Consider the following 25344-nt stretch of genomic DNA (forward strand, 5'->3'; position numbering starts at 1 on the left):
ACAAATAAGGTTGTTGCATAAATAGTGAACTGATATATGAAACATTCAAAAGGCTAACAATAATTTAAAAGTAGTACGCTATGCATAAAAACTTTTTTCATAAAAAAACTTCACTCCTGAAAAAAGTTATTCCATTAGCCATAATGCTAATGCTGGGTTGTACTTTAATGTCTTTTACAATTTACACTCCGCTTTCTAAACCATTATCAACCAATCCCGAAGATGGTGAAAAAGATAGTGTAAAAGGTTTTCGAAATCTATTAAGCAGCAATATCACCTCAAACAATACGACGGTTCTTTTCGAAATTAACGCAAGGGTTGTTCCATTTGTAACTGACTATTTAAAAAAACAGTCAGGCAATCTGGAAAAAATGAGATCATGGGGGCAACCATACTTTATGATCTACGAACATGTTTTATCTTCAAATGGTTTACCTGTAGAATTAAAATATTTATCTGTAGTGGAAAGTAACTTGCAGCCTGGTGCAGTTTCTTATGCAGGTGCTGTTGGCCCATGGCAATTGATGCCTGACGAAGCAAAAAGGTTTGGTCTGAAAGTTATACCCGGTTATGATGAACGCACTAATGTTTTAAAAAGTACAGAGGCAGCAACAAAACTGCTAAAAGAGCTTTACAGCGAGTACAAAGATTGGTTATTGGTTATTGCAGCTTATAACTGCGGAAAAGGTGGTGTTAACCGTGCCATAGTAAAATCCGGTTCCCGCAATTTTTATGATTTGCAAATGTACCTTTCGGAAGAAACCCGCAATCATGTAAAAAAATATATTGCTACACATTATTTTTTTGAAGGTGGAGGAGGTTGGACCACTATAACTGCTAAAGAAACTGAAGAGAAAAAAGAAACGCTGGCCTATCTGTTAAGCAGGTCAGACACTACGACAAATGCCAATACAATAAGTTTTGAAATAACAGGTAAATATAACTCTTTAGTTGCGGCTAACATTCTTATGATGAGTATCGGTCAGTTCAATGCATTTAATCCGTATTTTGATAAAACCTTATCGGAAGGTAAACCTTACACAGTAAAATTGCCGCAGGATAAAATGGATATCTTTAAAACCAGGCGTCAACAAATTTTATATGAAAGCGTGCAGTTATTGTTAAACGGCACATCTGCTCTACCTATTTCAACAGTTACCGCGGTCAAATAGTTATATTGTATTAACCCAACATAGGTCTACCTTATTAAGCTTTCGTTGCGTCGCACTCTTGTACCGTATTACATTATTCAACCGGGAAGAACAAATTTATACAATGATCTGATAAACGTTTTCAAGTTCATTTCTTAATTGTTCAGCATTAATGAAACGAATACCATTGATTCCAAGTTGTTCTGCACCTTTTATATTTCTAAGGTTGTCATCAATTAACAAAGATGTTGTTGCATCTATATTATAACGATCCAGTAATATTTTATAAAAATCAGCAAAAGGCTTTCTGGTCTTTTCTTCCCCGCTAACTACAATGCCATTGAACCATTGTAAAAATTCAAAACGTTCCAATGCTCTAGGAAATGTTTCTGCGCTCCAATTGGTAAGCGCATAAATTTTGAGCGAATTATCCTTTTTAAGCTTAGCAAGTATTTCAACAGTCTCGTGTATTTGTTCGCCAAGCATTTCTATCCATCTTTCATAATAAGAACTAATCTCTTTTTCCCATTCAGGATGTTTTGCAATCAATTCTTCGGTTGCTTTATGAAGCGGATAGCCAGCATCCTGGTTTTCATTCCACTCACCTGTAGTAATGTTTTCAAGAAACCATTCCATTTCTTCTTCTGTCTTAAAGATCTTGCGATACATATAGCGTGGGTTCCAGTCTATAAGAACTGCTCCTAAATCAAAAATGATTGTGCTGATTTTTGAAGACATGATAATAAATTTTGCTAATGTTTAATTCCTGCAGCAGCAGATTCATCCAAGAACCAATGCAACTCACCGTTTACAGGTTTTATAATTTGTGATGGGTAAAGATCAGAGTTATATGCGCCTTCCAATACTTCATGCAAAGCATTTACTTTACTACTTCCTGTAACAAGAAAGGCAACTGCAGCGGATTGATTAACGATTGGATGTGTCAATGTAACGCGGTACATATCCTGAGATTCCAGCCACAATGATGTACACAATTTTTTTGTTTCATGTATTACTTCTGTTTTGCCGGGGAATAAAGAAAGTGTATGACCATCATCTCCCATGCCTAAAAGAACCAGATCGAAAGTTGTGGGTTTTGGGTTGTGCGTTGTAAGTGCTTCAGGAAAATAGCTTTTTAAAATTGCTTCGTACGCTTTTGCAGAATCTTCCGGTGTAATGTTTTCAGTTTGCATTACATGAATATGTTCTTTTGCAACAGGCACATGATTCAGCAAAGTATCAAAAGCCATCTTTGCATTATTGCGTTCATCATCAAAAGGAACAAAACGATCATCTCCCCAGAAGCAATGAACTTTGCTCCAGTCAATTCTATTTTTATAAGTCTTACTTGCCAAAAGCTCATTCAATTTTTTTGGCGTTCCACCGCCGCTTAACACCAATGTAAACCTGTCTTGCTTTTGCAAAGTCTTATTGATGTATTCAACCATCCAATCTGCTACTGTTGTACTAAATTCTGTTGAGTCTTTTAGAATATGTAATTGCATAGAAGGAAATATTCAATTATTTACCGAACGGCGAAGTGATTGCGACGCAACGAAGATGCCATTAAAAACAAATGCCGGTATCACAACCAATTAATTACTCTTTATGCGGCGCAGGCAATGTAACCCAGTTGTGTCCATCTCTTGCGATCAATGCTTCTGCATCTTCCGGACCCCAACTGCCCGGCGCATAATTTGGAAAATCAACAGGCGGTCTTGCTTCCCAAGCTTCAATGATCGGCATCACTACTTTCCATGCAGCATCAACCTGGTCTGCACGCATGAACTGTGTGGCGTTTCCTTCCATCACATCAAGCAATAAAGTTTCATAAGCTTCGGGTTCGTGACCGTCTTCATACGCATCGTGGTAACTGAAGATCATATCAACAGGATTCAACGTCATCGTTTGCCCTGGGCGCTTTGCCTGGAAACGCAAACGAATATCCATCTCCGGTTGAATACTAATAGTCAAACGATTGGGGCGCCATGTATCTGCAGCTTCCGGCGGAAACGCGTAATGTGGCGCACGCTTGAATTGTATGGTGATAATAGAAGTTTTCTGGTGCATGGCTTTACCGGTGCGAACATAAAAAGGTACATCCTGCCAGCGCCAGTTATCTATATAAAATTTAACCGCAGCAAACGTTTCAATTGATGAATGCGGATCAACTTTTTCTTCCTGCCTGTAACCCTTTACTTCTTTGGCCTGCATCCATCCTTCGCTGTATTGTCCGCGAACTGCGTAAGACTGCACTTCCTCTTTTTTTATTTTGCGAATGGCATTCAACACGTCAACTTTTTTGTTGCGTATTTCATTCGCTTCAAAACTCACCGGCGCTTCCATACCAATCATACACAACAGCTGAAGAATATGATTCTGCACCATATCACGTAATGCACCGCTTTGTTCATAATAACCACCGCGACCTTCCACGCCAACAGTTTCTGCAACGGTTATCTGTACATAATCTATGTAATTGCGGTTCCATATCGGTTCAAACAACGCATTGGCAAATCGCAATGCAAGAATGTTCTGCACAGTTTCTTTACCGAGGTAATGATCTATCCGATATATCTGGTCTTCATCATAAATCTGTGCAAGAAGACCATTCAATTCCTGCGCACTTTTAAGATCATGACCAAAAGGTTTTTCTACCACAATACGTGTGCATCTTGTGTCTTTGCAAATATTGAGCGCCCCAAGTTTAGTTGCAATATCAGGAACTAATTGTGGCGCTACAGCCAGATAAAAAATTACATTCGGATGCTCGCCAAATTGTTCTTCAAATGCCTTTACACGTTCACTTATTTTATGATAAGACTCCTGGTCTTCTGCATCCATTTGCAAGTAAGAGACATAGTTGGAAAAATCTTTCCAGTGCCCGTTCAATTCTCCTTTACGACGCGAAAATTGCTGTACGGCTTCATACAAGTGACCACGAAAAGTTTCATCCTCATAATGTGTACGCCCAAGACCAACTACTGCAAATTTTTCTGGTAGCCATTCATCTAAAAACAAATTGTATAAAGCAGGAATTAATTTACGCTGATTTAAATCTCCGCTGCCGCCAAAAATAAATATCACCGATGCAGGTGGGCGATTGTGATTATTACTGTTCGACATCTCTCAAAAATTATTCTGTTATTTTTTGTTGATGAACTTTTAGTTCTTTGCTCATCTTCGTTGTGTCACTCACTTGTACCCCTGTTCACTATTGATCAAAGCGTTGAAGAGTGCGACGCAACGATGTTCGATAATTATTCCATAGCTCTGTTCATAAAAAAATTACTCATGGCTTTGCCATTCAGTATGAAACTTTCCTTCTTTGTCTATACGCTCATAAGTATGCGCTCCAAAATAATCTCGTTGTGCCTGGATCAAATTCGTAGGCATGCGTTCTGTTGTGTATGCATCAAAATATGCAAGCGAACTCATTAAACATGCACACGCCAATTTGCTCTGGGATGCAAGTTTTACAGCAGTGCGAATATTTTTTTCTTTCTTCTTTAGCAGGCTTGCAATGCTTCTGTCAAGCAAAATGTTTGGAAGTTTTTTTCCTTTCTTGTTGTATGCAGCGTAAAAAGTTTCAAGCAATGAAGAACGTATGATGCAACCTCCGCGCCATGATTTAACCACATCTTTCAACGGAATATCCATCTTCAATTCATCAGATGCTTTGTATAACATTGATAAACCTTGCGCATAACAAATGATGGTTGAGAAATACAATGCATCATGCAATTGCTTGATGATAGCTTCTTTATTTCCTTTCAAAGGTTTTACAGATGGTTTATATAATGCAGCCGCCTGCACTCTTTCTTCTTTGTATGCAGAAACAGTGCGTAGCGCAACAGACATATCTATCGTAGGAATAGCAATTGGTAATTCCATTGCATCCTGGCTTGTCCATTTGCCTGTGCCTTTGCTGCCTGCTTTGTCAAGGATCATGTCAATAAGATCATTTCCTGTAATATCATCTTTTTGCAAAAAAATATCTCTTGTAATTTCTACAAGGAATGATTGCAGTTCACCTTCATTCCACTGTTTAAAAGTATCATGCAGCTCCTGATTAGAAAGTCCCAAACCTCTTTTCAGCAGATCATACACTTCGCTTATTAATTGCATGATGGCATATTCAATTCCATTATGCACCATCTTCACATAATGACCAGCAGCATCTTTACCCATGTATGCTGTACATGGCTCGCCATTTACTTTAGCTGCAATTGCTTCGAGCAAAGGTTTTACATGTTGGTATGCATCTGCATCGCCACCGGGCATAATACTTGGGCCGCGACGAGCACCCTGCTCGCCACCGCTTACACCCATACCCATAAAATGAAAGCCTTTGGGATGCAAATAATTTACACGACGCAATGTATCTGTGTAATGAGAGTTACCGCCATCAATAATTATATCGCCTTGCTGAACTAATGGCAACAAACTTTCTATAACATCATCAACAGGTTTGCCGGCAGGAACAAGCATCATTATTTTTCGGGGAGATTTTAACTGGCTTACCATATCTGCCAATGTAGTTACACCTTTTACTTTAGTGCCAGGTGTAGCAGATGATTCGAGCGTACTTCCTTTCTGTGCATCAAGGTCAAACCCAATAACGGCAAAACCATGATCCGCCATATTAAGTAAAAGGTTTCTGCCCATTACACCAAGACCAATCATTCCAAAATCAAATTGCTGATTATCCATGAATGTTGTTTTGAAATTTGAAAGCGCAATTTAAGACAAATGCACGCTAATGAATGTTCGAAAGAAGGAAACATGACAGGAAGGTGACGAATTGGATTATAAAATATACAGCGTATGTATCATAATATTTGCAACAGTAAAATGCCCATTTATATTATACCGCTGAAGAGTGCGACGCAAGAAAAGTTGAAAAAGGTTATAAAGCGGAAGCATAAAAATCTTCATAATTATCCAACAAATTGTGGCAAAAATAAAAGCCACCAATTGGTGGCTTTTATTTATTTACCTAGAATATCTATCTTATTTAGATTTCTGAAGATTAGGGAATGGAGCAGGAATGCTGTTAGGACCTTCTTCAGTTGTACCCATCAGGTCAACAGTGTTAGGATCGCCACCATCACTCAGGCTGAAAATTAATCTACCTTCGCCAATACCTTGTTGTTCAACTAAGTATTTAATAACGGTATTAACTCTATCCCAACCCAACTGCATTGAACGTTTGTCAGAGCCTTTGTAATAGCCGGTTAATTTAACCTTACACTCAGGATTAGCGTTCATTTGTTGTGCCACACTATTTAAAACAGCTTTAGCAGTTGCACTCAGGCTTAAGCTACCGGTCTTGAATTGTACGCTTGGCAAAGATGTAATTGCACAAGCAGGTTTAGCCATCATCTTTTCGCGCAATTCTGTGCAGCATGGAGGTTCAGGGCATTTGCCTACACCGTCAGCATCAACAGGGAAACAATCACGTGCAGTAAGTGGCTCTTTATCTTTATAATCAGGAACACCATCGCCATCTGTGTCGCGGCTTGTACCATGACTGTCAACCGCAGCTCCAGCTGGTGTATTTGGTTCCATATCAAACTGGTCAGTAACACCATCACCATCAGCATCAGGTAATACTGGTGTAGGTATTTTCATGTGTTTTGGAGTGTTAACCTCATTATACACATAATTGTTTGGGTTAAGCCACCAAAGAGGCAGTACATTTTTTGAAGAATTACCAATATTGAAGTTGAGTCTGAATTGGGTTGCGCTGATGAAATCATTTGCAGAACCAATTTTAACCGCATCTAAATTATCATCAAAAGGCATTGTGAATTTCTGTTCTATGCCAATGTTAACCCTGTCAGTAACTCTGAAAGCAATTCCTGCACCAAGATCTAATCCGTGACGTATCAGCCAGTTCTTATCGCTTCTTCCGATAGCATCTCTGCTTTCATTTCTGATAGAACCATTGCTTTCATATTCACCATCCCACTTATCTTTTAATGCACTCTTTATATCACTTCTTTTTCCTTCGAAGTTAATACCAGTATAATTATATGGTTGACCATTAGAACCCACTGCGTCAACATCAACGTCAGCACCTAAAATACTGTATCCTGCTAAAAGATAAATATTTGTTTTAGGATTGCCTCTGTAAATACTTGGCGTATTTAAGCTGGCAATGAAGTCAACCGATAACTGGTGAACCTTTGTCCTGTAGTTAGCTACATACTTGTTTCCGTAAATCAGGTAATTCCCGTTCCAAGGACCATTAATTCCGTCGTAAGTATTTCTTAAACGATAATCCGCACCTTTATTAATAGAACCATTGTAACTACCCCTTACAGAGAAAATATGACCTAAAGATTTTCTGAGAGAAAGCCCCCCGCCAAAACCAAATTTAGGATCTATGTCACTAAAGATGAATGATCCGCCGCCGCTTACGCCAAGTTCCCACATACTGCGGGGTTTGGATGGGTAAGGATACTGATTATTTAAAAACTCGTTTTGCTGAGGCATGTTCTTCACAGATCTTTTTGAAGAATCTAACACCCAGCCATAATCTGCATCACTTTTTTGTGCAAATGAAGCAGTGGTGATTAACCCCGTTAGGGCTAAGATTGATAAGTACTTTCCGCTTGCCATAGGTAATAATTGATTTGTTTGTAATGTTTCCCACTTAAAATCTACCAACAAATTTATAGATAGATTATGAAATACCAAATTTTTACAATATATTTTATCCCCTTGCAATGACACTTACAATAAATAAAGTGATGCACAGCTTTAAATATTAATTGCAGTTATCTTGCAGTCAAGTTAAGAAGATGGATAAAGCAACACAGGTAATTCAACAGGAAATAATACAATTTGAAGAGTATTTCAAAGAAGCAGTTAGAAGCAGGGTGCCGCTGCTGGACAGGATAATGCGCTATATTGTTAATAGAAAAGGTAAACAACTAAGACCCAAGTTTGTATTGCTAAGTGCAAAACTTGGTGGTGACATAAATATATCTACTTTAAGAGCTGCATCACTTGTAGAATTATTGCATACGGCTACATTAGTTCATGATGATGTTGTTGATGATTCGGATGAGCGCCGTGGTTTTTTTTCAATTAATGCACTTTGGAAAAATAAAATAGCGGTAATCGTTGGAGATTACCTTCTCTCCAAAGGTTTGTTACTTTCACTAAACAATAAGGACTACAAAGTACTTGAAATATTATCAGAAGCAATAAAGCTTATGAGTGAAGGCGAATTATTACAACTCGAGAAAGCACGTAATTTAAATCTCAAAGAAGACGTTTATTATGACATTATCAAAGGCAAAACTGCTTCTTTGCTGGCATCCTGTTGCGCAGCAGGGGCATCTTCCACATTTGATGATGACAATAAGATTGAGCGTATGAGACTATTTGGTGAAAAAACCGGTATGGCCTTTCAAATAAAAGATGACCTTTTTGATTATGGCAATACAAATATTGGCAAACCAACCGGCAACGATATAAAGGAAAAGAAACTTACCTTACCATTGATTTATACATTAAATAACTGTGATAAAACAACAAGAAACAAAATTATCTACATTGTAAAAAATAACAATACTGATAAAACTAAAGTAAAGTATGTAATAGATGCAGTGCATAACACCGGAGGCATTGACTATGCAACAAAAAAAATGCTTTCTTTCAGGGATGAAGCTCTTACGATACTGAACGAATTTGAGCAAACGGATGTAAGAGATGCATTAGAAGAATTGGTGCGGTTTACAACAGATCGAAATTTTTAATTTTTTTTGGAGCCCGATTTCGGTATTTCAATTAAGCTTTACTTGCGTCGCACTCTTGTACGTTCATTACTTTTTTTATCATTATTATACAGTTTCATAATCTTAAACACCGTTCTATTATTAAAGAAATAATAATGCAAAAAAGATGGAACATAAAAAAGGAAAATGAACAGGATTCTGCAACATTAAGCAAAGCTTTGAAAATCCACCCTGCACTTTGTAAAATCCTGGTACAAAGAGGGTTTAATACATTCGACAAAGCAAAATCCTTTTTCAGACCACAACTTTCAGATCTCCATGCTCCCTGGCTCATGAAAGATATGAGGCTGGCGGTACAACGCATTGAAGGAGCAATTAATAATAAAGAAAACATACTAGTCTTTGGAGATTATGATGTAGATGGAACAACAGCTGTTGCCTGCATGTACAGGTTTCTTAAAAATCAATATTCTAATGTTGAATTTTATATCCCTCATCGTTATAGAGAAGGTTATGGCGTCTCAAAAGCCGGGATTGATTTTGCCAAAGAAAACAACTTTACACTTATTATTTCACTCGACTGCGGTATAAAATCTGTCGACCTTATTACTTATGCCAAAACTCTTGGTATAGATTTCATTGTTTGCGATCACCACTTACCAGATATTGAAGTACCACCCGCCGTTGCCATCCTGAATCCAAAACAAAAAGATTGTAATTATCCTTATAAAGAATTATGTGGTTGTGGGGTTGGTTTTAAGTTGATTCAGGCGCTTTGCGAAACCTGGCAATTACCTGATACTTATTTTCTCGAATTCCTAGATCTTGTTGCTACTGCAATCGCAGCCGATATTGTTCCTGTTACCGGCGAAAACAGGGTTCTTGCCTTTTATGGATTAAAGAAAGTAAATGAAAATCCATGTACCGGAATAAAAGCATTACTAAAACTTGCAGCACAGGAAAAAGAAGTACATATAACTAATCTTGTTTTTATTGTAGCACCGCGTATTAATGCAGCAGGTCGTATGGACGACGCAAAAAAAGCCGTGCAGCTTTTTATAGAAAATGATTTCGATAAAGCGCTGGAATATGCGGAAATGCTGCATAATGATAATACAGACCGCCGCGAAGCAGATAGCAATATTACAGAAGAAGCTCTAGCCATCATTCAAAATGATGTTTCGTTAATAAACCGTAAAACAACTGTAGTTTATCGCGATCACTGGCATAAAGGCGTGGTTGGCATTGTTGCATCAAGGCTTATTGAAAGTTATTACAGGCCAACTATAGTACTTACAAAAAGCGGAGATATAGTTGCCGGCAGTGCCCGCAGTGTACCGGGTTTTAATTTATATGAAGCCATACACGCATGCAGGCAAAGTTTACTCGGCTATGGTGGGCATTTTGCAGCAGCAGGTATGACGCTGCTCGAAGAAAACGTAAAAGCTTTTGCAGATAAATTCGAGGAAGTAGTACATAACACCATCACCGAGGAATCGCTTATACCTGAAATTGTTATTGATGCTGCGATAAATTTTAGGGACATTACCCAAACATTCTACAGCATTATTCTTCAGATGGAACCTTTCGGTCCCGGGAATATGCGCCCTGTCTTTATTACAAGGAACGCCGGGGAAACGGGTTTTTCAAAAGTTGTAAAAGAAAAACATGTACGTTTTGTTGCACGACAAGACGGCATAACATTAACCGGTATAGGATTTAACCTGGCAGAAAAATTTCATCTATTGCAAAAAGATAAGCCATTCGATATTGTTTATACGCTTGACATGAATGAATGGAACGGTCAGCAAAGCCTGCAATTAAGAGTTATTGATTTCAATATTCCTCAAGTTTGATATTTATTTTTTCTTTTGTTATCAGCTTCAGTAATCAATTAAACATTGTTGCGTCGCACATTTGTACTTACGAAACAATTCTCAGCAGTTGAGTAGAGAATAAAATGCACAAGAGTGCGACGCAACGAAAGATCAATGCATATTCCGGAGCCCGGCACACAACTCTTCTTACGCTAAAATCAAACTCCACGTATCTTCGTTTCGATGAAAGCTTTGGTATACAAGTCTACAGGCAGCTGGTATGTTGTAAAAACCCAAACCGGTAAAACAATGAATGCCCGTATAAAAGGCATTTTTAAAATTGATGGCATTACTTCTACCAACCCCATTGCTGTTGGCGATGAAGTTGAAATAGAAATGGAAAATGAAGTGGAACAAACAGCTACAATTACAAATATTCTTCCACGCAAAAATTATATAGCAAGAGCCACACCTCATCAAAACAAAGAACGTCATATTGTTGCTTCAAATCTTGATCAGCTTTTACTCTTTGCTACATTAAAAGAACCGAGAACTTCGCAAGGATTTATTGACAGATTCCTGATAGCGGCAGAAGCTTACCATGTGCCGCCCATAATTGTTTTTAACAAGGCGGATCTATACCGTAAAAAGGAAATGCAACTTTTTGAAGAACGGAAAGAAATGTACAATGCTATTGGCTATAAAGTATTGCTTACAAGTGTTGAAAAAAATGAAGGGCTGGAAAATTTAAAACTTGCTTTAAAAGATAAAACCACTTTGCTTAGCGGTCATAGCGGTGTGGGTAAATCTACCTTCATTAATGCTATTTTTCCTGAACTTGAATTACGCACCAAAGAAGTAAGTGGCTGGAGCGGCAAAGGAATGCATACTACCACATTCGCAGAAATGTTTGATTTGCCATTTGGTGGAAGAATTATAGATACTCCTGGAATAAGAGAGTTTGGTATTACGGATATAAAAAAAGAAGAACTGTCGCACTATTTTCCTGAGATGCGCCAATTATTACAGAATTGCCAGTTCAATAATTGTATTCATATTAATGAGCCGGGATGTGCGGTTAAATATGCAGCGGAGCATGGAAAAATTGCAATGGAACGTTATGTGAGTTATTATAACATTCTTGAGTCCATCAACGATAAAAGTTATTGATGAGCAGTTTTGCTTTTTAGTTTACCTGCCAGTTCAATCACAACCTTAGCATCCTTGCTGTTCTGAGGCGTTAATGTTACACCGGAATAAATGCTGTAATTAAGGCTAAGCGGGTAACCACGATACTTGAAGTTCCATTCAATATTGTCGATCTCATCATGTTTTGATGTAAACCGAACTTTACGAATACGGCTCAATTCGTTGGTGAGCCCGTAAAACTGCTGTAAGGTAGCGTTGTCGTCGATAATGGTTGTGTTGGTGTTGTAATCATTTGGTCTCATAATAATCCTGTTTATATCATATATAATTAATACGTTTAATTAACGATTTTTGTTAGGTTACAATTCTCTCGGAAAAAAGTAATTGCTGACTTAATCAGATCGCAGTATTATTTTAGGCAGGCAATAAAAATAATTAGCAACGACCCCGAAATTTTATTATGGCAAATTTCGTGCAAAAAAATAAGGATAATTCCCTTCGGATATTAATATAATGTAAAAACAAGCAGTTAGTTATGGCTCTTCGGAAATTATCCTTAGATATAATAGACAGACAGATTTTTATTTCGCTGCATTAAAATCAGAAAACCATGAAGAATATTTTACGTAGTTATTCGCAATGCGGTCAATTTCGCCATGAATAAGGTCTTTGGAGATATCTTTTACCTTTTTTGCCGGTACGCCGGCATAAATGCTGCCCTCTTCTACAATCGTTCCTTCCAACACAACAGCCCCTGCAGCAATAATAGAATTGCTTTGAATTTCACATCGGTCCATTACAATGGCGCCCATCCCAATCAGCACATTGTCATAAACCGTACAGCCATGAACAATCGCATTATGCCCAATAGATACATTATTGCCAATATTTGTGGGGTTCTTTTCAAATGTGCAGTGAATAACTGCCCCATCTTGTATATTCACTTTGTCGCCCATTTTTATATAATGTACATCGCCCCTTACTACCGCATTAAACCATACGCTACATTCATTTCCCATCACCACGTCGCCAACAATAGTAGCATTAGGTGCTACGAAACAATTTTTGCCAAATTTTGGAAATTTACCATGTACAGGTAATATAGTTGTCATTGGTAATAATTTTTAAAGATGATTTTTTGAGCCCGGCTATCGAATAACTATTAAACTTTGCTTGCGTCGCACACTTGTACGTTTATCTATACCTCAGCAAGTCAGCAACATTGCGAATTTAAATTGAACAACTAACTTCAGCTAACTTAGCCGCATATTTTTACTAACATTCATTTGCATGAACCAGCGACAGTTATTTTTTCAGCACGTTGCACAAACTTCAACAGAACCAATCGCCCTGGAAATCGCAAAGGCTTCCGGCATGTACCAATACGATGTAAATGGTAAAGAATATGTAGATCTTATTTCTGGTTTCAGCGTCGCCAATATTGGTCACTCAAACCCAAAGGTTGTTGAAGCAGTACAAAAGCAGGCCGCCAAATACATGCACCTGATCGTTTATGGAGAATTTATAGAAACACCCCAGGTTGCTTATGCAAAAGCACTTACAGATAATCTTCCATCATCACTCAATTCAGTCTATTTTACCAATAGCGGCGCCGAAGCAACGGAAGGCGCTATGAAACTTGCCAAACGAGCCACCGGGCGCTGGAAAATTATAGCTTTTAATAAAAGTTATCATGGTAGTACACAAGGCGCATTGAGCCTGATGGGAGATGAATATTTCCGAAATGCATTCCGTCCACTCTTGCCTGATATTCATCATTTCAATTACAACAGCAAAGAAGTAATTGCTGCCATAGACGAAAATACAGCTTGTATAATTTTAGAAACTATACAGGCAGAGAGTGGCGTAACAAAACCTTTACCGGAATGGCTGAAAGCAATTCGCGTAAAATGCAACAAAACAGGAACTTTACTTATTCTCGATGAAATACAAGCCGGTTTTGGAAGAACAGGTTCTTTATGGGCTTTTGAGCAATACAATATTGTTCCAGATATCTTACTCTTGGGAAAAGCTTTGGGTGGTGGCATGCCTTTAGGCGCTTTCATTGCAGACAGAAAAATAATGCATACATTAACTTTCGATCCTGTACTTGGTCATATTACAACGTTTGGTGGTCATCCTGTTTCCTGTGCTGCAGGAAAAGCTGCACTCGAAGTTTTATTACAAAGCAATTTGATCAATGTAGTAAAGAAGAAAGAAGAAATTTTAAGACAACATCTTCAGCATGAAAAGATCATCCAGCTAAATACCGCAGGTTTATGGGCATCCCTTGAGTTTGCTAGTTTTGAAACAAACAAAAAGATCATTCATAAATGTATTAACAAAGGCCTGATAACAGATTGGTTTTTGTTTGCGCCAAATAAGATGCGCATAGCGCCACCATTAATTATTACAGAAGAAGAGTTAATAAATGCTTGCAAAAAAATTATAGAAGCGATTGATGAAGTATTTGCTGAATAGCAGTCAAAATGTACAAGGGTGCGACGCAACAAAAGTTTAATACTTATGACAAAGCCCGGTTCAAAAAATAATTTATAAAATATTTCTACCGCTGCAATATGCCACAAACATTACCACAAAAGCTGGAAGCGATGCGCAACTATTTCAACGGTGGCGCAACAAAATCTTTGGCATTCAGAAAAATGCAACTCCAAAAATTAAAGGATGCAGTGTTGCAACATGAAGAAGATTTGTATGATGCTTTGTACGCGGATCTCAAAAAAAGTAAAGAAGAAACCTGGGTTACCGAAACAGGATTTTTTATTGCAGAAATAAATGATGCCATCCGCAATTTGCATAAATGGATGAAGCCGGAAAAAGTAAAAACAAATCTGTTGAACATGCCATCATCGAGTTATGTAATAAATGAACCGCTTGGTGTTGTACTCGTGATTGGTCCATGGAATTATCCGTTACAGTTATTGTTTACGCCAATTATTGGCGCTATTGCTGCAGGTAATTGTGTTGTTGTAAAACCAAGTGAGTTTGCGCAGGCAACATTGAACGTAATGAAAGAGATCATCACAAAAACATTCGATGAAAATTATGTTTTATTTGTTGAAGGTGATGGCGCAGCAGTTGTTCCCGAAATGATGAACAACTTTGTTTTTGATCATGTATTTTATACAGGCAGCACAATGGTTGGGAAAGTAATTTATCAAATGGCGGCTAAAAATCTTGTACCAGTAACATTAGAGCTTGGTGGCAAAAGCCCCTGTATTGTTGAAAGCGATGCTAACATTGAAGTTGCTGCAAGAAGAATAGTGCTTACAAAATTTTCTAACTGCGGACAAATGTGTGTTGCGCCAGATTATCTGCTTGTGCATACTTCTGTAAAAGAAAAACTTGTTGAAGCGTTAAAAAAATGGATTGAGAAATTTTATACCACTGATCCATTAACTGCATATAGTTATGGAAAGATTATTAATGAAAAACAATTCAATAGGTTACTAGGCTATTTGCAAAATGCAAATATCATTTGTGGTGGCACTCATGATGCAAGCAAACTTTTTATTACGCCTACTCTAATCGACCACGTTGATCTTTCTTTGCCAGTAATGCAGGATGAAATTTTTGGACCGATTCTTCCCGTCATAACTTTTAACACAAAAGAAGAAGCGTTGAAAATAATTACGCAACATAAAAACCCTCTGGCATTGTATGTATTCACGCAAAGCAATACCAAAGAGCGTGAATGGCTTGACAGTGTTGCATTTGGTGGTGGTTGCGTTAATAATGCGAGCTGGCATTTAACCAATTACCATTTGCCTTTTGGCGGTCGGGGCTTTAGTGGGACAGGCGCTTATCATGGCAAGTTTTCATTCAATACTTTCAGTCATAAAAAAGCAATTATGAAAACACCTACATGGTTCGATCCTGATATAAAATATCCGCCATTTAAAGGAAAATTGAAATTGTTTAAATGGGTTATCAAATAATTTCTTGTACCTGGCTTTGGTATTTTCAATTAAACATCGTTGCGTCGCACATTTGTACTGCAACAATTCTGTTTATCTTTTGTTTTAGTGTTTATTAAGATGTTCAAAAATAAAATCATCAAAAGATCAGCTATTGTAATTTTAATAATTGCAGTAGTACTAGTCTTTATAAAGAAAGAAAATATGACGCTGAGACAATCGATATTAAAAACATTCTATCCTGTGCTAATGGCTTTTGGTAAATCAAAAAATGAACAAAAAAATACAACGAATATGCAACCACCTGTTTCTTTCTATTCATTACATACAACAGACAACAAAGGCAACAGTGTAAACTTTGAACAGTTCCATGGCAAAAAAATATTACTGGTAAACACAGCCAGCGATTGTGGCTACACACCTCAATATGAAGACCTGGAAAAATTATACCGGCAATACAAAGACAGACTTATGATCATCGCCTTTCCTGCAAATGATTTTGGCGAGCAGGAGAAAGGCAATGATGAAGAAGTTGCTACATTTTGTAAGGTGAATTATGGCGTTACATTTCCCTTAATGAAAAAAAGTATTGTTGTAAAAGGTAAAGATCAGAATGAAATATTTCAATGGTTGTCTGATAAATCTAAAAACGGCTGGAACGATCAGGAACCAACATGGAATTTTTGCAAATACCTTGTTAATGAAAATGGTGTGCTTACAAACTTTTATAATAGTTCTGTTTCTCCGATGAGTAAAGAAGTTACTGATGCAATAAACAAATAATTATCTTTATTGAAACACAATTGAATGTTTACCAAAACAGATATTGAGAAATATTTTATTGCAGAAAAACAGGAAAACTTATTGTTTGTAATGCTGGGTATTGTTGCAATTGTAATTGCATTGATTGGTTTATTTTACTGGAAAACACAATTCTGGAAAGGCGCTTCCATTCCTTTAATCTTAATTGCATTGATACAAATAATTGTTGGCTATACTGTTTATGCAAGAACTGATAAACATAGAACAGATGTGGTTTATTCATTTGATATGGATCCATCTAAATTGCAAAATGAAGAAGTGCCAAGAATGGAAGAAGTCAACAGAAATTTTGTTACCTACCGCTGGATAGAAATTATATTGTTTGTTGCAGGTATTGCATTAGCGCTTGTTTACAGAACGAATACTGATAAGCAACTAATAGTTGGTATTGGTATTGCATTAGCAATTGAAGCCGCATTAATGTTCGGCGCAGATTTTATTGCAGAGAAAAGAGCAAGTAATTACAGTAGTGGATTGAAAATTTTCTTACAAAAACAGAAGATATAAGAATGCTTGCTCATCAAACTTCAGAACGTACAAGTGAGTGACACAACGGAAGCTCAATAGCAGCAATACAGCTCACTAACAAAAATTACAAAGGGCATTTCTCGTGGTAATTCACTAATTCAATTGCCAGTTTTTCAAATTCAAAGTCTGCATATTTATTAGCGATCTCTGCAAGTACTTCATCAACTTCTTCTGCAGTTTTGAGAATTACTAAACGATTGCGATATTCTTTTATGCCCGGCATTCCTTTTAAATAATTTGCGTAGTGGCGACGCATTTCGTTGATGCCAACGATTGGTCCTTTCCACTGCACAGACTTATGCAAATGCTTGCTGATAACATTGATGCGTTGCTGTAAAGTTGGTGCTGGTAAATGCGTGCCCGTTTGCATGTAATGCCTGATCTCGTTGAAGATCCAGGGATAACCAATGGCAGCACGACCGATCATAATGCCATCAACACCGTAACGATTTTTATATTCCATTGCTTTTTCAGCACTGTCGATATCTCCGTTGCCAAAGATGGGAATTTGAATGCGCGGATTGTTCTTTACTTTAGCGATCAATGACCAATCTGCTTCGCCCTTGTACATCTGTGTGCGTGTGCGGCCATGAATGGCGAGTGCTTTTATACCAACATCCTGCAGGCGTTCTGCAACTTCTTCTATGTTCCTGTGTTCATCATCCCAGCCAAGACGCGTTTTAACAGTCACAGGCAGTGAAGTACTTTTTACAACTGCTTCTGTAAGCCGTGTCATCAACGGAAGATCTTTCAACACACCTGCACCTGCACCTTTGCTTACTACTTTTTTTACAGGACAACCAAAGTTTATGTCAACAAGATCAGGCTGCACAGTCTCCACGATCTTTGCACTTAGTGCCATTGCTTCTTCATCGCCGCCAAAGATTTGAATACCGATTGGTTTTTCGTAATCGAATATATCAAGCTTATGACGACTCTTAATAGCATCACGAATCAAACCTTCGCTGCTGATGAATTCTGTGTACATCAGGTCCGCACCATTGTCTTTACATACCGCACGAAAAGGCGGATCACTCACGTCCTCCATTGGTGCGAGTAATAAAGGAAATTCAGGAAGTTCTATGTTACCAATCTTAACCATTCAAATAAATTTCAATAAGTATCAGCATAAAATAGCTGACTCTCAAAAATGAGTTGCAAATTTACAGCCTTATAAGTAAATGATATGTTGAATAATCAAAAGTTGAATCCTGTTTCACAATTTGCACTGTTAATAGCTTTGGTAGGTTTGGGTATGATCCTTCTTTCTATGTTTACGGGACTAATAGCGAATTACGTAATGCATATACCATTGTCCAAAATGCAGGAGGCTTTTTTAAACCCTGAAAACATCATATTTTCAAGGCTGTTGCAGGTCTTCTCTTCTTTCCTGATGTGGGGTGTACCCGCCCTTGTGGTTGCAGCGGTTAGCGGCAAAGACCCGATAAACCAGTTAGGCTGCAATGATACACTTAGTGGTAAACAAACATTTTTTGTAGTGCTTATGATGGTTGCCGGTATAATGATCGGTAATACACTTGCAGAATTGAACCGCTTGATACCACTTACCAAAGAGTTGGCAGATTCATTTCAAAAACTTGAAGATGCCTACAACCAGGGTGTAATGAGCATAGCCAATATGAAAACAACCAACGATTATATTTTTTCACTTATGGTTTTAGCCGTTGTGCCGGCACTTTTTGAAGAAATGTTTTTCCGTGGCTGTCTGCAGCAGATCATGGTTTCATGGACAAGAAATGCTTTCATCGGTATTTTTATAACCAGCTTTATTTTCAGCGCCATTCATATCTCTTTTTATGGCTTTCTGCCACGCTTGTTTCTGGGATTATTGCTGGGGTATATTTTTTATTACAGCAAAAATCTCTGGTTAAGTGTAACAGCTCATTTTATTAATAATGCATTTAGCGTTACAGCTTTATATAGCCTTAGCCGCGCTGGCAAATTAACGCCGGATGCGATGGAAGATTCGTACCCGCTATATTATGGTTTAATTGGAGTGGCTGCCATTCTAGCACTTTTTATTGCTTTCAAAAAAGAATCAGACCGGTTGTTATTGCAGCCGGAATAAAAACCGTAGCCTGTTATGAAAGGATGGTATAAGTTATACATTACCCGCAACTATGCAGAAGCCAGCATCATCAAAGGTATGCTGGAAGAGAACAGCATTGAGGTAGTGGTACTTAATAAGCTCGACAGCAGTTACCTCAACTTTGGCGATATAGAATTATATGTTCCGCTTCACTTAAAAGAAATAGCCGTTGAACTGTTAAATAGTGCTTTGATGAATTAGATTGTATGAGCCAGGGCTTTTGTATTTAAATTAAGCATCGTTGCGTCGCACTCCTGTACTGCAGAATATATGTGGGTCATAGCGAGGAACGAAGGGCGGTCAATGTGTGTTGGTGCAACTTAGCTATCTGTTTAATGAGATTGCCACAGTTTTGCCACACATAAATCTTTGGGTAAAGCTTCGCAATGACGATAAAAGATAAGAACGTACAAGTGAGTGACACAACAAAAGATGCCATAAGTACTAATGCCTGTACATAAAAAATACTCATTCAAATTTTACCTTTTCATAGCGGTGATCTTTGTCCCATTCCCTTCTGCAGATTTGAGTGTAATATTATAATGTATCTGTTGAGCTCTTTGCTGCATATTGTTCAAACCATTTCCCGGAGTTATCTTATTTTGAACAAACCCTTTGCCATCATCTTCAACTGTAAGCACATTTTTATTATGCAACCTAGAGAAAGTAACAGTAATATTTTTACTTTCCGCATACTTTATACTGTTGTTGATGGCTTCTTTTGCAATGAGTAATAAATTTCTTTTTTCAGTTTTGTTAAGAACGGTATCACGTGCCGTATCATCTACATTAAAACTTATGTATATACCTGTTGCTTCTGCAACAGGGTGGGCAAACATGGCTAATCTTTTTAACAGATCACCTGCAGTATCACCGGCATCATCTAACACCCAGATCATATCTCTTAGACCAACGGATGCCTGCGTAAGTGATTCTTTAATGTTTGCAAAATATTTTTTCTTTTCCGGCGATGTTTCGGCAAGATGTGTAAATATTTTTACGCTGTTAAGTGTGGCGCCAATATCATCATGAAGGTCTTCTGCAATTTCTTTTCGAATCTGGTGTTGCTTTCTAAGCTGGCTCAACCGGTAACCATAAAAGAAAGAGATAACCATTATTCCCAATAATATTAACGCTAATTTAAAATAGATTGTTTGATACCATTGGGGTACAACTAAAAATTCAATTGTTTGTGAGTCAGATGTAACACCATGCGCATTGTAAATTCTTCCCTGGAAATGGTATGTTCCCGGCGCAAGACCCGCAAGGGTAATTTCTTTTTTGGAGCCCATTTGTATCCAGCCATCATTTAATTCTTCAATTCTGTAAGCATAGTTATCCCTGTTATTATTAGCATAATCAGGAGATATGATATGAAAAGTAACGGGCCCTGGTTTAATATTCAAATCTGAATTAACACCATTCAAGGAATTTATTTCTGTTAATTCACCGTTTAATGCAGTGAAGATAATTTTGCCAACGTAAACAGGAATTCTTTTCGCAGCAGTATAATACCTGTTTTTTGCAATGCTGGTAAATCCATCAATGCCGCCAAAGAAAAGGTTGTTTCCAATTTTGCATGCAGATCTTTCATCAAATGCATCTGATTGCAAACCATCACTAAAAAAATAGGAAGAGCTGAGTGTGGATGAGAGATTGAATTTCATTAATCCTCTATTAGAAGAAACCCAGATTATGGAGTCGTTTTCACTAAGAATATTGTAAGTGGCATTTGAAGCGAGGCCTTTTTTTTCAGTGTACGAAGTGAAGGAATTGTCTTTTACATCAAATCGGATCAGTCCATTTCCATAAGACGTAATCCAGAGATACCTGCCATCGTCATATAAGTCAAAAAAGAAATGCGGGGCGCCATGTTCATCATTTTCAATTTTGGGAAAAAAATTTACAAAGGAGTCTTTTAAAGGATTGTATTTTGTAATGCTTTCATTGCATAGTAGCCAGATATTTCCAGATCTGTCACTTTTGATATTATGAATATTATCTTCATGTAAACAATTACTGGCATTAAGCTGACTCTTGAATTGTTTAAGTTTATGGTTCTTAATGTCCCATTTAAACAATCCCATGTCTTCCATACTGCCCAGTAAAATAATGGAGTCATTGTATTTTAAAAAAGTGGAAAAATAATTAAACTTTATAGGCATAAGCTCTTTAAAAACATATCCGGCATCCATGCATTGATAATGATCATTATTTACTTGAAGGAATAATAATTGCTGAACAGAGGATACAAGAAATCCATTTTTATTAACTCTTATCAGCGTTTCCATCTCTCCGTATTTATCACTATTTAAGATACCTGATGTTGAAAAATTATTAATATTTATTTTAAAGAGGCCTGTTGAAGCACATGCGTAAATAAGAGAATCATTATCCGGGTATAACACATTTACCTGTTTTATCTCATTTAACGTACCAGACTTGGCTTTATAAGCCTGGAAACGATATTCGTCATTAATGAAAAGGTTCAATCCCTTGGTGGTTGTTACCCATATATTTTCAAACACATCTTTATATATACAGTTAATATTATCATCCAGTATAGTATTGTAGAAGAAATCAGAATGAATGATCTTTTCCGGAGCGCTCTTTCCATTAGAAACAAAAATACCTTTAGCAGTACCAACCCAATATCGCTCATCTCTGTCCTTAATTAAAGCCCGCACATCTGCATTTTCAAAAGACCTAAAAAAAGTATTATCGGTTGCAGAAGGTATGTATTTGTTGCTCTGATACAGAATATGCTTTAACCCCTTGCTTGAGCATACATAAATGCTGTTAGGCTTATCAACGAAAAGACCAGTTACATTGAAAGTTTCATCAGCCTTGATGCCCAGTTGTTCTTTGGAAATAGTTGTGACCATTTTTTTGGTCTTCATATTATAAATAATGATTCCATTATTTTCTGCTATCAGCCAAATGTTACCTATAGAATCCAGGCCGGTAAATGATATATTCAACTCTATGTTTTTATTAAACGGGTTTTCAATAAAAGCTCTATAACTATTATCCCTGCTGTTGTAAACATTGAAGCCGTAATATGTGCCGATCCATAATTCCTGCTGTGGTGACCAGGCAAGACACCGCACCCAGTTAGTTATAAGTTTATTTTTTGCAGCACTATCAGCTTTTAGTCTTTGTTCAATTCTAAAATTCTCAGGATTTAATTGATCCACACCACCTAAAGCAGATGCGATCCAAAGTCTTCCTTTATTGTCTTTTGCAATACCTGTTACATAATTTTCACTTAATCCATTATTTTTTAACGGATCTTTTTTCACAGCAATAAAATCATTTCCATCAAACCGGTTTAAGCCTTCCTGTGTCGCAATCCATATAAATCCATAATTATCCTGCACAATTTTATTAGCATTATAAGAACTCAACCCATTATTAAAAGAGTAGGTGCGAAATTGAAAGTGTTGGGCGTTTGAAACAGTAATACATAGAGAGAAAAGTGCTGTGAGGATAAGCCAATGATACATAGGTTTAAAACAAACAGGTTTCATCTTATAAATCATTACCTAAAAGATATTATGATTTATCCACTAAAACAATTATATTGTAAGAACAACCAATAATTCGTAACCGCCGCTAATCTCTATCCTCATGGCCAATTCTAATCCCACACACGAATGGACAATCATGATTTATATGAATGTGGAACCCGAAGGGTTCGAAATGAGCTTTAAAAAAAATTTGCAGGAAATATGTTCAATAGGTAGCACTTCAGCAATAAAGATAATTATAGTAGCAGATCGCAATCCAAATAAAAAAGGCAGGCTTTCAAAAAATTTTCTGCCGAAAATATACGAGATCGAAACAAAAATAGGAGCTATAGCCCGGAAAAAAGTTCGCAAGACTATAAGAAGGGAAAGACTTGGCTCACCACAAACACTCGAAGATTTCTTATCCTTTTGTAAGAGCAGGTATCCTGCTAAAAAATACATGCTTTCCTTTTGGGATCATGGAGCCGGTACCGCCGTTGCTGCCAGCCCAGATCCTGGCAGTAATAGAGGGGGCAGGCAAGATGCTTTATACACAAAAGAAATCTTCACCGCTATTAAAAAAACGATTAACCAGGTTGACATTATTGCATTTGATGCATGCTGGATGCAAATGCTGGAAAATGCTTATACATTAAGAGCCTGTGCAAAATACCTGGTAGCAAGTCAAAACCTGGCATCTCTTCAGGGATTTGGATATTATATGTTTCTAAAACACCTTAGCAAAAACTCTTCATCATCTCCGCTGGAAGCCGCTACATTACTTATAAAGTCATCCTATCTTAAAGTAACTGAAAATGTTAAAGCAAAAACTCCTGAAAAGCTTATAAAATTATTTTATCATAAAATTTACGATGACAAAACTTTTACATTATCGTGCATCAAGCTTGACCAGATTGAAAGATTTGCAGAAAAAATAAATGATCTGGCTGCAGTGTTTCTAAAAAATAGTGAAAAGCTTTTTCCACATATACAGACCGCAAGATTCTTATGTCTTTCTTATTTTGATGAGGAAGACCCCTCAGGTTATAATCTTAAAACAATAGATCTGATTTATTTTTTAAAAAAACTGCTTGATTCAAAATTTGAATCTGATAACGATAAAAAAATGTTCGTACCAATTGCAGAACAGATTGTTGACATAATTGAGTATGCGGAAATATGTCTCATTGCATATAAGGAAATAGGATCTGTTATAAGTGATGAAAATGCAACAGAGAAAAGATGGGGTGCGCATGGCTTCTCTATATTTTTCCCGGAACATTTTTTTGAATGGGAGTTATATAAAAAACGAGAAGGCTGGTATTATGAAAAAGACTCCAACATACAGCTGTTATTCGCAGAAAAAAATAAGTGGAAAAGTTTTTTGTATTTCTATTTCCAATATGTCAAAAAAGTAACAAGTAAAAATTGGTAATTTGTTAGGAAATAAACGAAGAAAAATAGGTGCAAATCTTATACTGATAATGAACTGCTGCTATTTCTTTGAAAGATGAAGTGATTGCGACGCAACGATGCTGCCATGAAACACTGCAGCTTGTACTAAAAAAAATGCAGCATTCATTCAGGCAAAAATAAACTAACGAATAACTAAATAAAACATAAGCTGGTATCAAAATATTTTTTTACTTCTTCCCCCACCCCCATTTCAAAAAATCAGGAAAGGCCTTGCCCCATGTAAAGACATCATGCCTGCCCTCGGGCAACTCGAGGTAACGAATAGATTTCTCAGGATAACCTTTTAAGTGGAGTTCTTTTATAAGATCAAGAGTATCATCGATAGAATCTATAATGCCATTATGGTTACGGTCTTTTGTTTCATCCAGTGCGCCACATTCAAAAAAGAATTGCAGCCATTCATGATATTCACCTTCTCTAATTTGCTTGTGCATGATGCGGTTAACCGCATCATTATAACCGTGCTTATAACTTTTGTTGCGCCACCAGAATGAACCACTGAATAACCCAACTTTATTAAACTCCTGCGGATGATTCCAGACAATATCCAAAGCACTTAAAGCCCCAAGAGAAAAACCTGCAAAAGATTTTTCTTTGAAGGAAGCCACCCTATAAGTGTCGTGAATGAACGGTAATAATTCTTCAAAGACAAACTGCGTGTAAGCCATTGCCCTCGCACCTCTGCCTTGATAATCCGGCTCATTTGCTGTACCATATTCCATCTTGCGTTCAAGGCCGCAATGTATACCAATGCACATCAATGGATCAATGGTGTCTTCGATTATAAGTTTATCAAGTATTTCATCAAAAGGCATCTTGGGGAGATCCTGTCCGTCATTTATCAGCAACAGGCTCATTTGCTCAGGATGTTGTACGCTTTTTGGCAAGTATGCATCAACAATTACATCTCTTTCAAGAAAGGAAGAAGTGACAATATTTTGTTCAACCAATATTCCATCAGCCATTAGTTTCTCATCAGCCATATTTTCAAAAATAAGGAATGTGCAACAAAAAGAATTTTATGTTACCAACGCATTAAATTCAGATTAGTTTTTATAAATTGTCTCTCTAACACAAATTTTTAAAATTAAAT

Annotated in this window: 21 protein-coding genes; 11 read left to right on the forward strand and 10 right to left on the reverse strand. The window is 37.1% G+C overall.

Translation table 11 applies throughout. The annotated features are described in order from the left end of the window. The first annotated feature begins 80 nt into the window (after nt 1-80). A complete protein-coding gene (locus tag FRZ67_RS09995) occupies nt 81-1172 on the forward strand; it encodes a lytic transglycosylase domain-containing protein (RefSeq protein ID WP_147189412.1) in 1092 nt (363 codons plus the stop codon). A gap of 96 nt (nt 1173-1268) precedes the next feature. Here the strand turns inward: FRZ67_RS09995 and FRZ67_RS10000 are convergent, their stop codons facing one another. The 5 genes from FRZ67_RS10000 to FRZ67_RS10020 form a co-directional block, all read right to left on the reverse strand. Beyond that, a complete protein-coding gene (locus FRZ67_RS10000; protein WP_147189413.1) occupies nt 1269-1889 on the reverse strand; it encodes an HAD family hydrolase in 621 nt (206 codons plus the stop codon). A 14-nt stretch (nt 1890-1903) separates the two neighbouring features. Next, the gene (gene pgl, locus FRZ67_RS10005; protein WP_147189414.1) at nt 1904-2656 is read right to left on the reverse strand and encodes a 6-phosphogluconolactonase; all 753 of its coding nucleotides are present in this window, start codon (nt 2654-2656) and stop codon (nt 1904-1906) included. A 94-nt stretch (nt 2657-2750) separates the two neighbouring features. Further along, nucleotides 2751-4277, reverse strand: a complete 1527-nt coding sequence (gene zwf / locus FRZ67_RS10010; RefSeq protein ID WP_147189415.1) for a glucose-6-phosphate dehydrogenase — start codon at nt 4275-4277, stop codon at nt 2751-2753. Between the two features lie 162 nt (nt 4278-4439). Further along, complete coding sequence (gnd, locus tag FRZ67_RS10015; protein ID WP_192903908.1) at nt 4440-5864, reverse strand: NADP-dependent phosphogluconate dehydrogenase; 1425 nt, start codon at nt 5862-5864, stop codon at nt 4440-4442. Nucleotides 5865-6164: 300 nt separating this feature from the next. After that, nucleotides 6165-7778 carry an OmpA family protein gene (locus FRZ67_RS10020; RefSeq protein WP_147189416.1) on the reverse strand — a complete coding sequence of 538 codons (1614 nt, stop codon included), beginning with the start codon at nt 7776-7778 and terminating at the stop codon, nt 6165-6167. A gap of 182 nt (nt 7779-7960) precedes the next feature. Here FRZ67_RS10020 and FRZ67_RS10025 point away from each other — a divergent pair, with 182 nt between their 5' ends. From FRZ67_RS10025 to rsgA, 3 genes are all read left to right on the forward strand, one after another. Continuing rightward, on the forward strand, nt 7961-8923 hold the full coding sequence (locus tag FRZ67_RS10025) for a polyprenyl synthetase family protein (RefSeq protein ID WP_147189417.1): 963 nt from the start codon (nt 7961-7963) through the stop codon (nt 8921-8923). Between the two features lie 134 nt (nt 8924-9057). Continuing rightward, nucleotides 9058-10758, forward strand: a complete 1701-nt coding sequence (recJ, locus tag FRZ67_RS10030) for a single-stranded-DNA-specific exonuclease RecJ (RefSeq protein ID WP_147189418.1) — start codon at nt 9058-9060, stop codon at nt 10756-10758. A 204-nt stretch (nt 10759-10962) separates the two neighbouring features. Then, a complete protein-coding gene (gene rsgA / locus FRZ67_RS10035; protein WP_147189419.1) occupies nt 10963-11889 on the forward strand; it encodes a ribosome small subunit-dependent GTPase A in 927 nt (308 codons plus the stop codon). Here the strand turns inward: rsgA and FRZ67_RS10040 are convergent. Next, nucleotides 11883-12170 carry a DUF3630 family protein gene (locus tag FRZ67_RS10040; protein WP_147189420.1) on the reverse strand — a complete coding sequence of 96 codons (288 nt, stop codon included), beginning with the start codon at nt 12168-12170 and terminating at the stop codon, nt 11883-11885. The two genes, rsgA and FRZ67_RS10040, sit on opposite strands and share 7 nt — an antisense overlap. A gap of 279 nt (nt 12171-12449) precedes the next feature. Continuing rightward, nucleotides 12450-12980: a gamma carbonic anhydrase family protein gene (locus tag FRZ67_RS10045; RefSeq protein WP_147189421.1), complete on the reverse strand. Its 531-nt coding sequence runs from the start codon at nt 12978-12980 to the stop codon at nt 12450-12452. 178 nt (nt 12981-13158) lie between these two features. Between FRZ67_RS10045 and FRZ67_RS10050 the strand changes: the two genes are divergently transcribed. The 4 genes from FRZ67_RS10050 to FRZ67_RS10065 all read left to right on the forward strand — a co-directional run bounded on the left by FRZ67_RS10050 (nt 13159) and on the right by FRZ67_RS10065 (nt 17135). Further along, nucleotides 13159-14349 carry an aspartate aminotransferase family protein gene (locus tag FRZ67_RS10050; RefSeq protein ID WP_147189422.1) on the forward strand — a complete coding sequence of 397 codons (1191 nt, stop codon included), beginning with the start codon at nt 13159-13161 and terminating at the stop codon, nt 14347-14349. Between the two features lie 98 nt (nt 14350-14447). Further along, nucleotides 14448-15827, forward strand: a complete 1380-nt coding sequence (locus FRZ67_RS10055; protein WP_147189423.1) for an aldehyde dehydrogenase — start codon at nt 14448-14450, stop codon at nt 15825-15827. Between the two features lie 183 nt (nt 15828-16010). Then, on the forward strand, nt 16011-16589 hold the full coding sequence (locus FRZ67_RS10060; protein WP_147193184.1) for a glutathione peroxidase: 579 nt from the start codon (nt 16011-16013) through the stop codon (nt 16587-16589). A gap of 24 nt (nt 16590-16613) precedes the next feature. Continuing rightward, nucleotides 16614-17135 carry a hypothetical protein gene (locus FRZ67_RS10065; RefSeq protein WP_147189424.1) on the forward strand — a complete coding sequence of 174 codons (522 nt, stop codon included), beginning with the start codon at nt 16614-16616 and terminating at the stop codon, nt 17133-17135. Between the two features lie 85 nt (nt 17136-17220). Here FRZ67_RS10065 and dusB read toward each other — a convergent pair whose 3' ends face one another. Further along, nucleotides 17221-18258: a tRNA dihydrouridine synthase DusB gene (dusB, locus tag FRZ67_RS10070; protein ID WP_147189425.1), complete on the reverse strand. Its 1038-nt coding sequence runs from the start codon at nt 18256-18258 to the stop codon at nt 17221-17223. 84 nt (nt 18259-18342) lie between these two features. Here dusB and FRZ67_RS10075 point away from each other — a divergent pair, with 84 nt between their 5' ends. Both FRZ67_RS10075 and FRZ67_RS10080 read left to right on the forward strand, forming a co-directional pair. Then, the gene (locus FRZ67_RS10075; RefSeq protein ID WP_147189426.1) at nt 18343-19245 is read left to right on the forward strand and encodes a CPBP family intramembrane glutamic endopeptidase; all 903 of its coding nucleotides are present in this window, start codon (nt 18343-18345) and stop codon (nt 19243-19245) included. A gap of 15 nt (nt 19246-19260) precedes the next feature. Beyond that, a complete protein-coding gene (locus FRZ67_RS10080; RefSeq protein WP_147189427.1) occupies nt 19261-19467 on the forward strand; it encodes a putative signal transducing protein in 207 nt (68 codons plus the stop codon). A gap of 278 nt (nt 19468-19745) precedes the next feature. On the opposite strand, the gene FRZ67_RS10085 is transcribed toward FRZ67_RS10080, so the two are convergent. Then, a complete protein-coding gene (locus FRZ67_RS10085; protein WP_147189428.1) occupies nt 19746-22808 on the reverse strand; it encodes a ligand-binding sensor domain-containing protein in 3063 nt (1020 codons plus the stop codon). 88 nt (nt 22809-22896) lie between these two features. Between FRZ67_RS10085 and FRZ67_RS10090 the strand changes: the two genes are divergently transcribed. Next, complete coding sequence (locus FRZ67_RS10090) at nt 22897-24210, forward strand: clostripain-related cysteine peptidase (protein ID WP_147189429.1); 1314 nt, start codon at nt 22897-22899, stop codon at nt 24208-24210. Nucleotides 24211-24418: 208 nt separating this feature from the next. On the opposite strand, the gene FRZ67_RS10095 is transcribed toward FRZ67_RS10090, so the two are convergent. Then, nucleotides 24419-25234, reverse strand: a complete 816-nt coding sequence (locus FRZ67_RS10095) for an alpha/beta hydrolase (protein ID WP_147189430.1) — start codon at nt 25232-25234, stop codon at nt 24419-24421. Nucleotides 25235-25344 lie beyond the last annotated feature (110 nt).

Origin of the sequence: Panacibacter ginsenosidivorans, assembly GCF_007971225.1 — a bacterium.
GTDB lineage: Bacteria > Bacteroidota > Bacteroidia > Chitinophagales > Chitinophagaceae > Panacibacter > Panacibacter ginsenosidivorans.

Bases quoted from the DNA above. Each gene is read 5' to 3' on its own strand.
- FRZ67_RS09995 (WP_147189412.1), top strand. From the start codon at position 81: ATGCATAAAAACTTTTTTCATAAAAAAACTTCACTCCTGAAAAAAGTT.
- FRZ67_RS10000 (WP_147189413.1), bottom strand. From the start codon at position 1,889: ATGTCTTCAAAAATCAGCACAATCATTTTTGATTTAGGAGCAGTTCTT.
- pgl (WP_147189414.1), bottom strand. From the start codon at position 2,656: ATGCAATTACATATTCTAAAAGACTCAACAGAATTTAGTACAACAGTA.
- zwf (WP_147189415.1), bottom strand. From the start codon at position 4,277: ATGTCGAACAGTAATAATCACAATCGCCCACCTGCATCGGTGATATTT.
- gnd (WP_192903908.1), bottom strand. From the start codon at position 5,864: ATGGATAATCAGCAATTTGATTTTGGAATGATTGGTCTTGGTGTAATG.
- FRZ67_RS10020 (WP_147189416.1), bottom strand. From the start codon at position 7,778: ATGGCAAGCGGAAAGTACTTATCAATCTTAGCCCTAACGGGGTTAATC.
- FRZ67_RS10025 (WP_147189417.1), top strand. From the start codon at position 7,961: ATGGATAAAGCAACACAGGTAATTCAACAGGAAATAATACAATTTGAA.
- recJ (WP_147189418.1), top strand. From the start codon at position 9,058: ATGCAAAAAAGATGGAACATAAAAAAGGAAAATGAACAGGATTCTGCA.
- rsgA (WP_147189419.1), top strand. From the start codon at position 10,963: ATGAAAGCTTTGGTATACAAGTCTACAGGCAGCTGGTATGTTGTAAAA.
- FRZ67_RS10040 (WP_147189420.1), bottom strand. From the start codon at position 12,170: ATGAGACCAAATGATTACAACACCAACACAACCATTATCGACGACAAC.
- FRZ67_RS10045 (WP_147189421.1), bottom strand. From the start codon at position 12,980: ATGACAACTATATTACCTGTACATGGTAAATTTCCAAAATTTGGCAAA.
- FRZ67_RS10050 (WP_147189422.1), top strand. From the start codon at position 13,159: ATGAACCAGCGACAGTTATTTTTTCAGCACGTTGCACAAACTTCAACA.
- FRZ67_RS10055 (WP_147189423.1), top strand. From the start codon at position 14,448: ATGCCACAAACATTACCACAAAAGCTGGAAGCGATGCGCAACTATTTC.
- FRZ67_RS10060 (WP_147193184.1), top strand. From the start codon at position 16,011: ATGACGCTGAGACAATCGATATTAAAAACATTCTATCCTGTGCTAATG.
- FRZ67_RS10065 (WP_147189424.1), top strand. From the start codon at position 16,614: ATGTTTACCAAAACAGATATTGAGAAATATTTTATTGCAGAAAAACAG.
- dusB (WP_147189425.1), bottom strand. From the start codon at position 18,258: ATGGTTAAGATTGGTAACATAGAACTTCCTGAATTTCCTTTATTACTC.
- FRZ67_RS10075 (WP_147189426.1), top strand. From the start codon at position 18,343: ATGTTGAATAATCAAAAGTTGAATCCTGTTTCACAATTTGCACTGTTA.
- FRZ67_RS10080 (WP_147189427.1), top strand. From the start codon at position 19,261: ATGAAAGGATGGTATAAGTTATACATTACCCGCAACTATGCAGAAGCC.
- FRZ67_RS10085 (WP_147189428.1), bottom strand. From the start codon at position 22,808: ATGATTTATAAGATGAAACCTGTTTGTTTTAAACCTATGTATCATTGG.
- FRZ67_RS10090 (WP_147189429.1), top strand. From the start codon at position 22,897: ATGGCCAATTCTAATCCCACACACGAATGGACAATCATGATTTATATG.
- FRZ67_RS10095 (WP_147189430.1), bottom strand. From the start codon at position 25,234: ATGGCTGATGAGAAACTAATGGCTGATGGAATATTGGTTGAACAAAAT.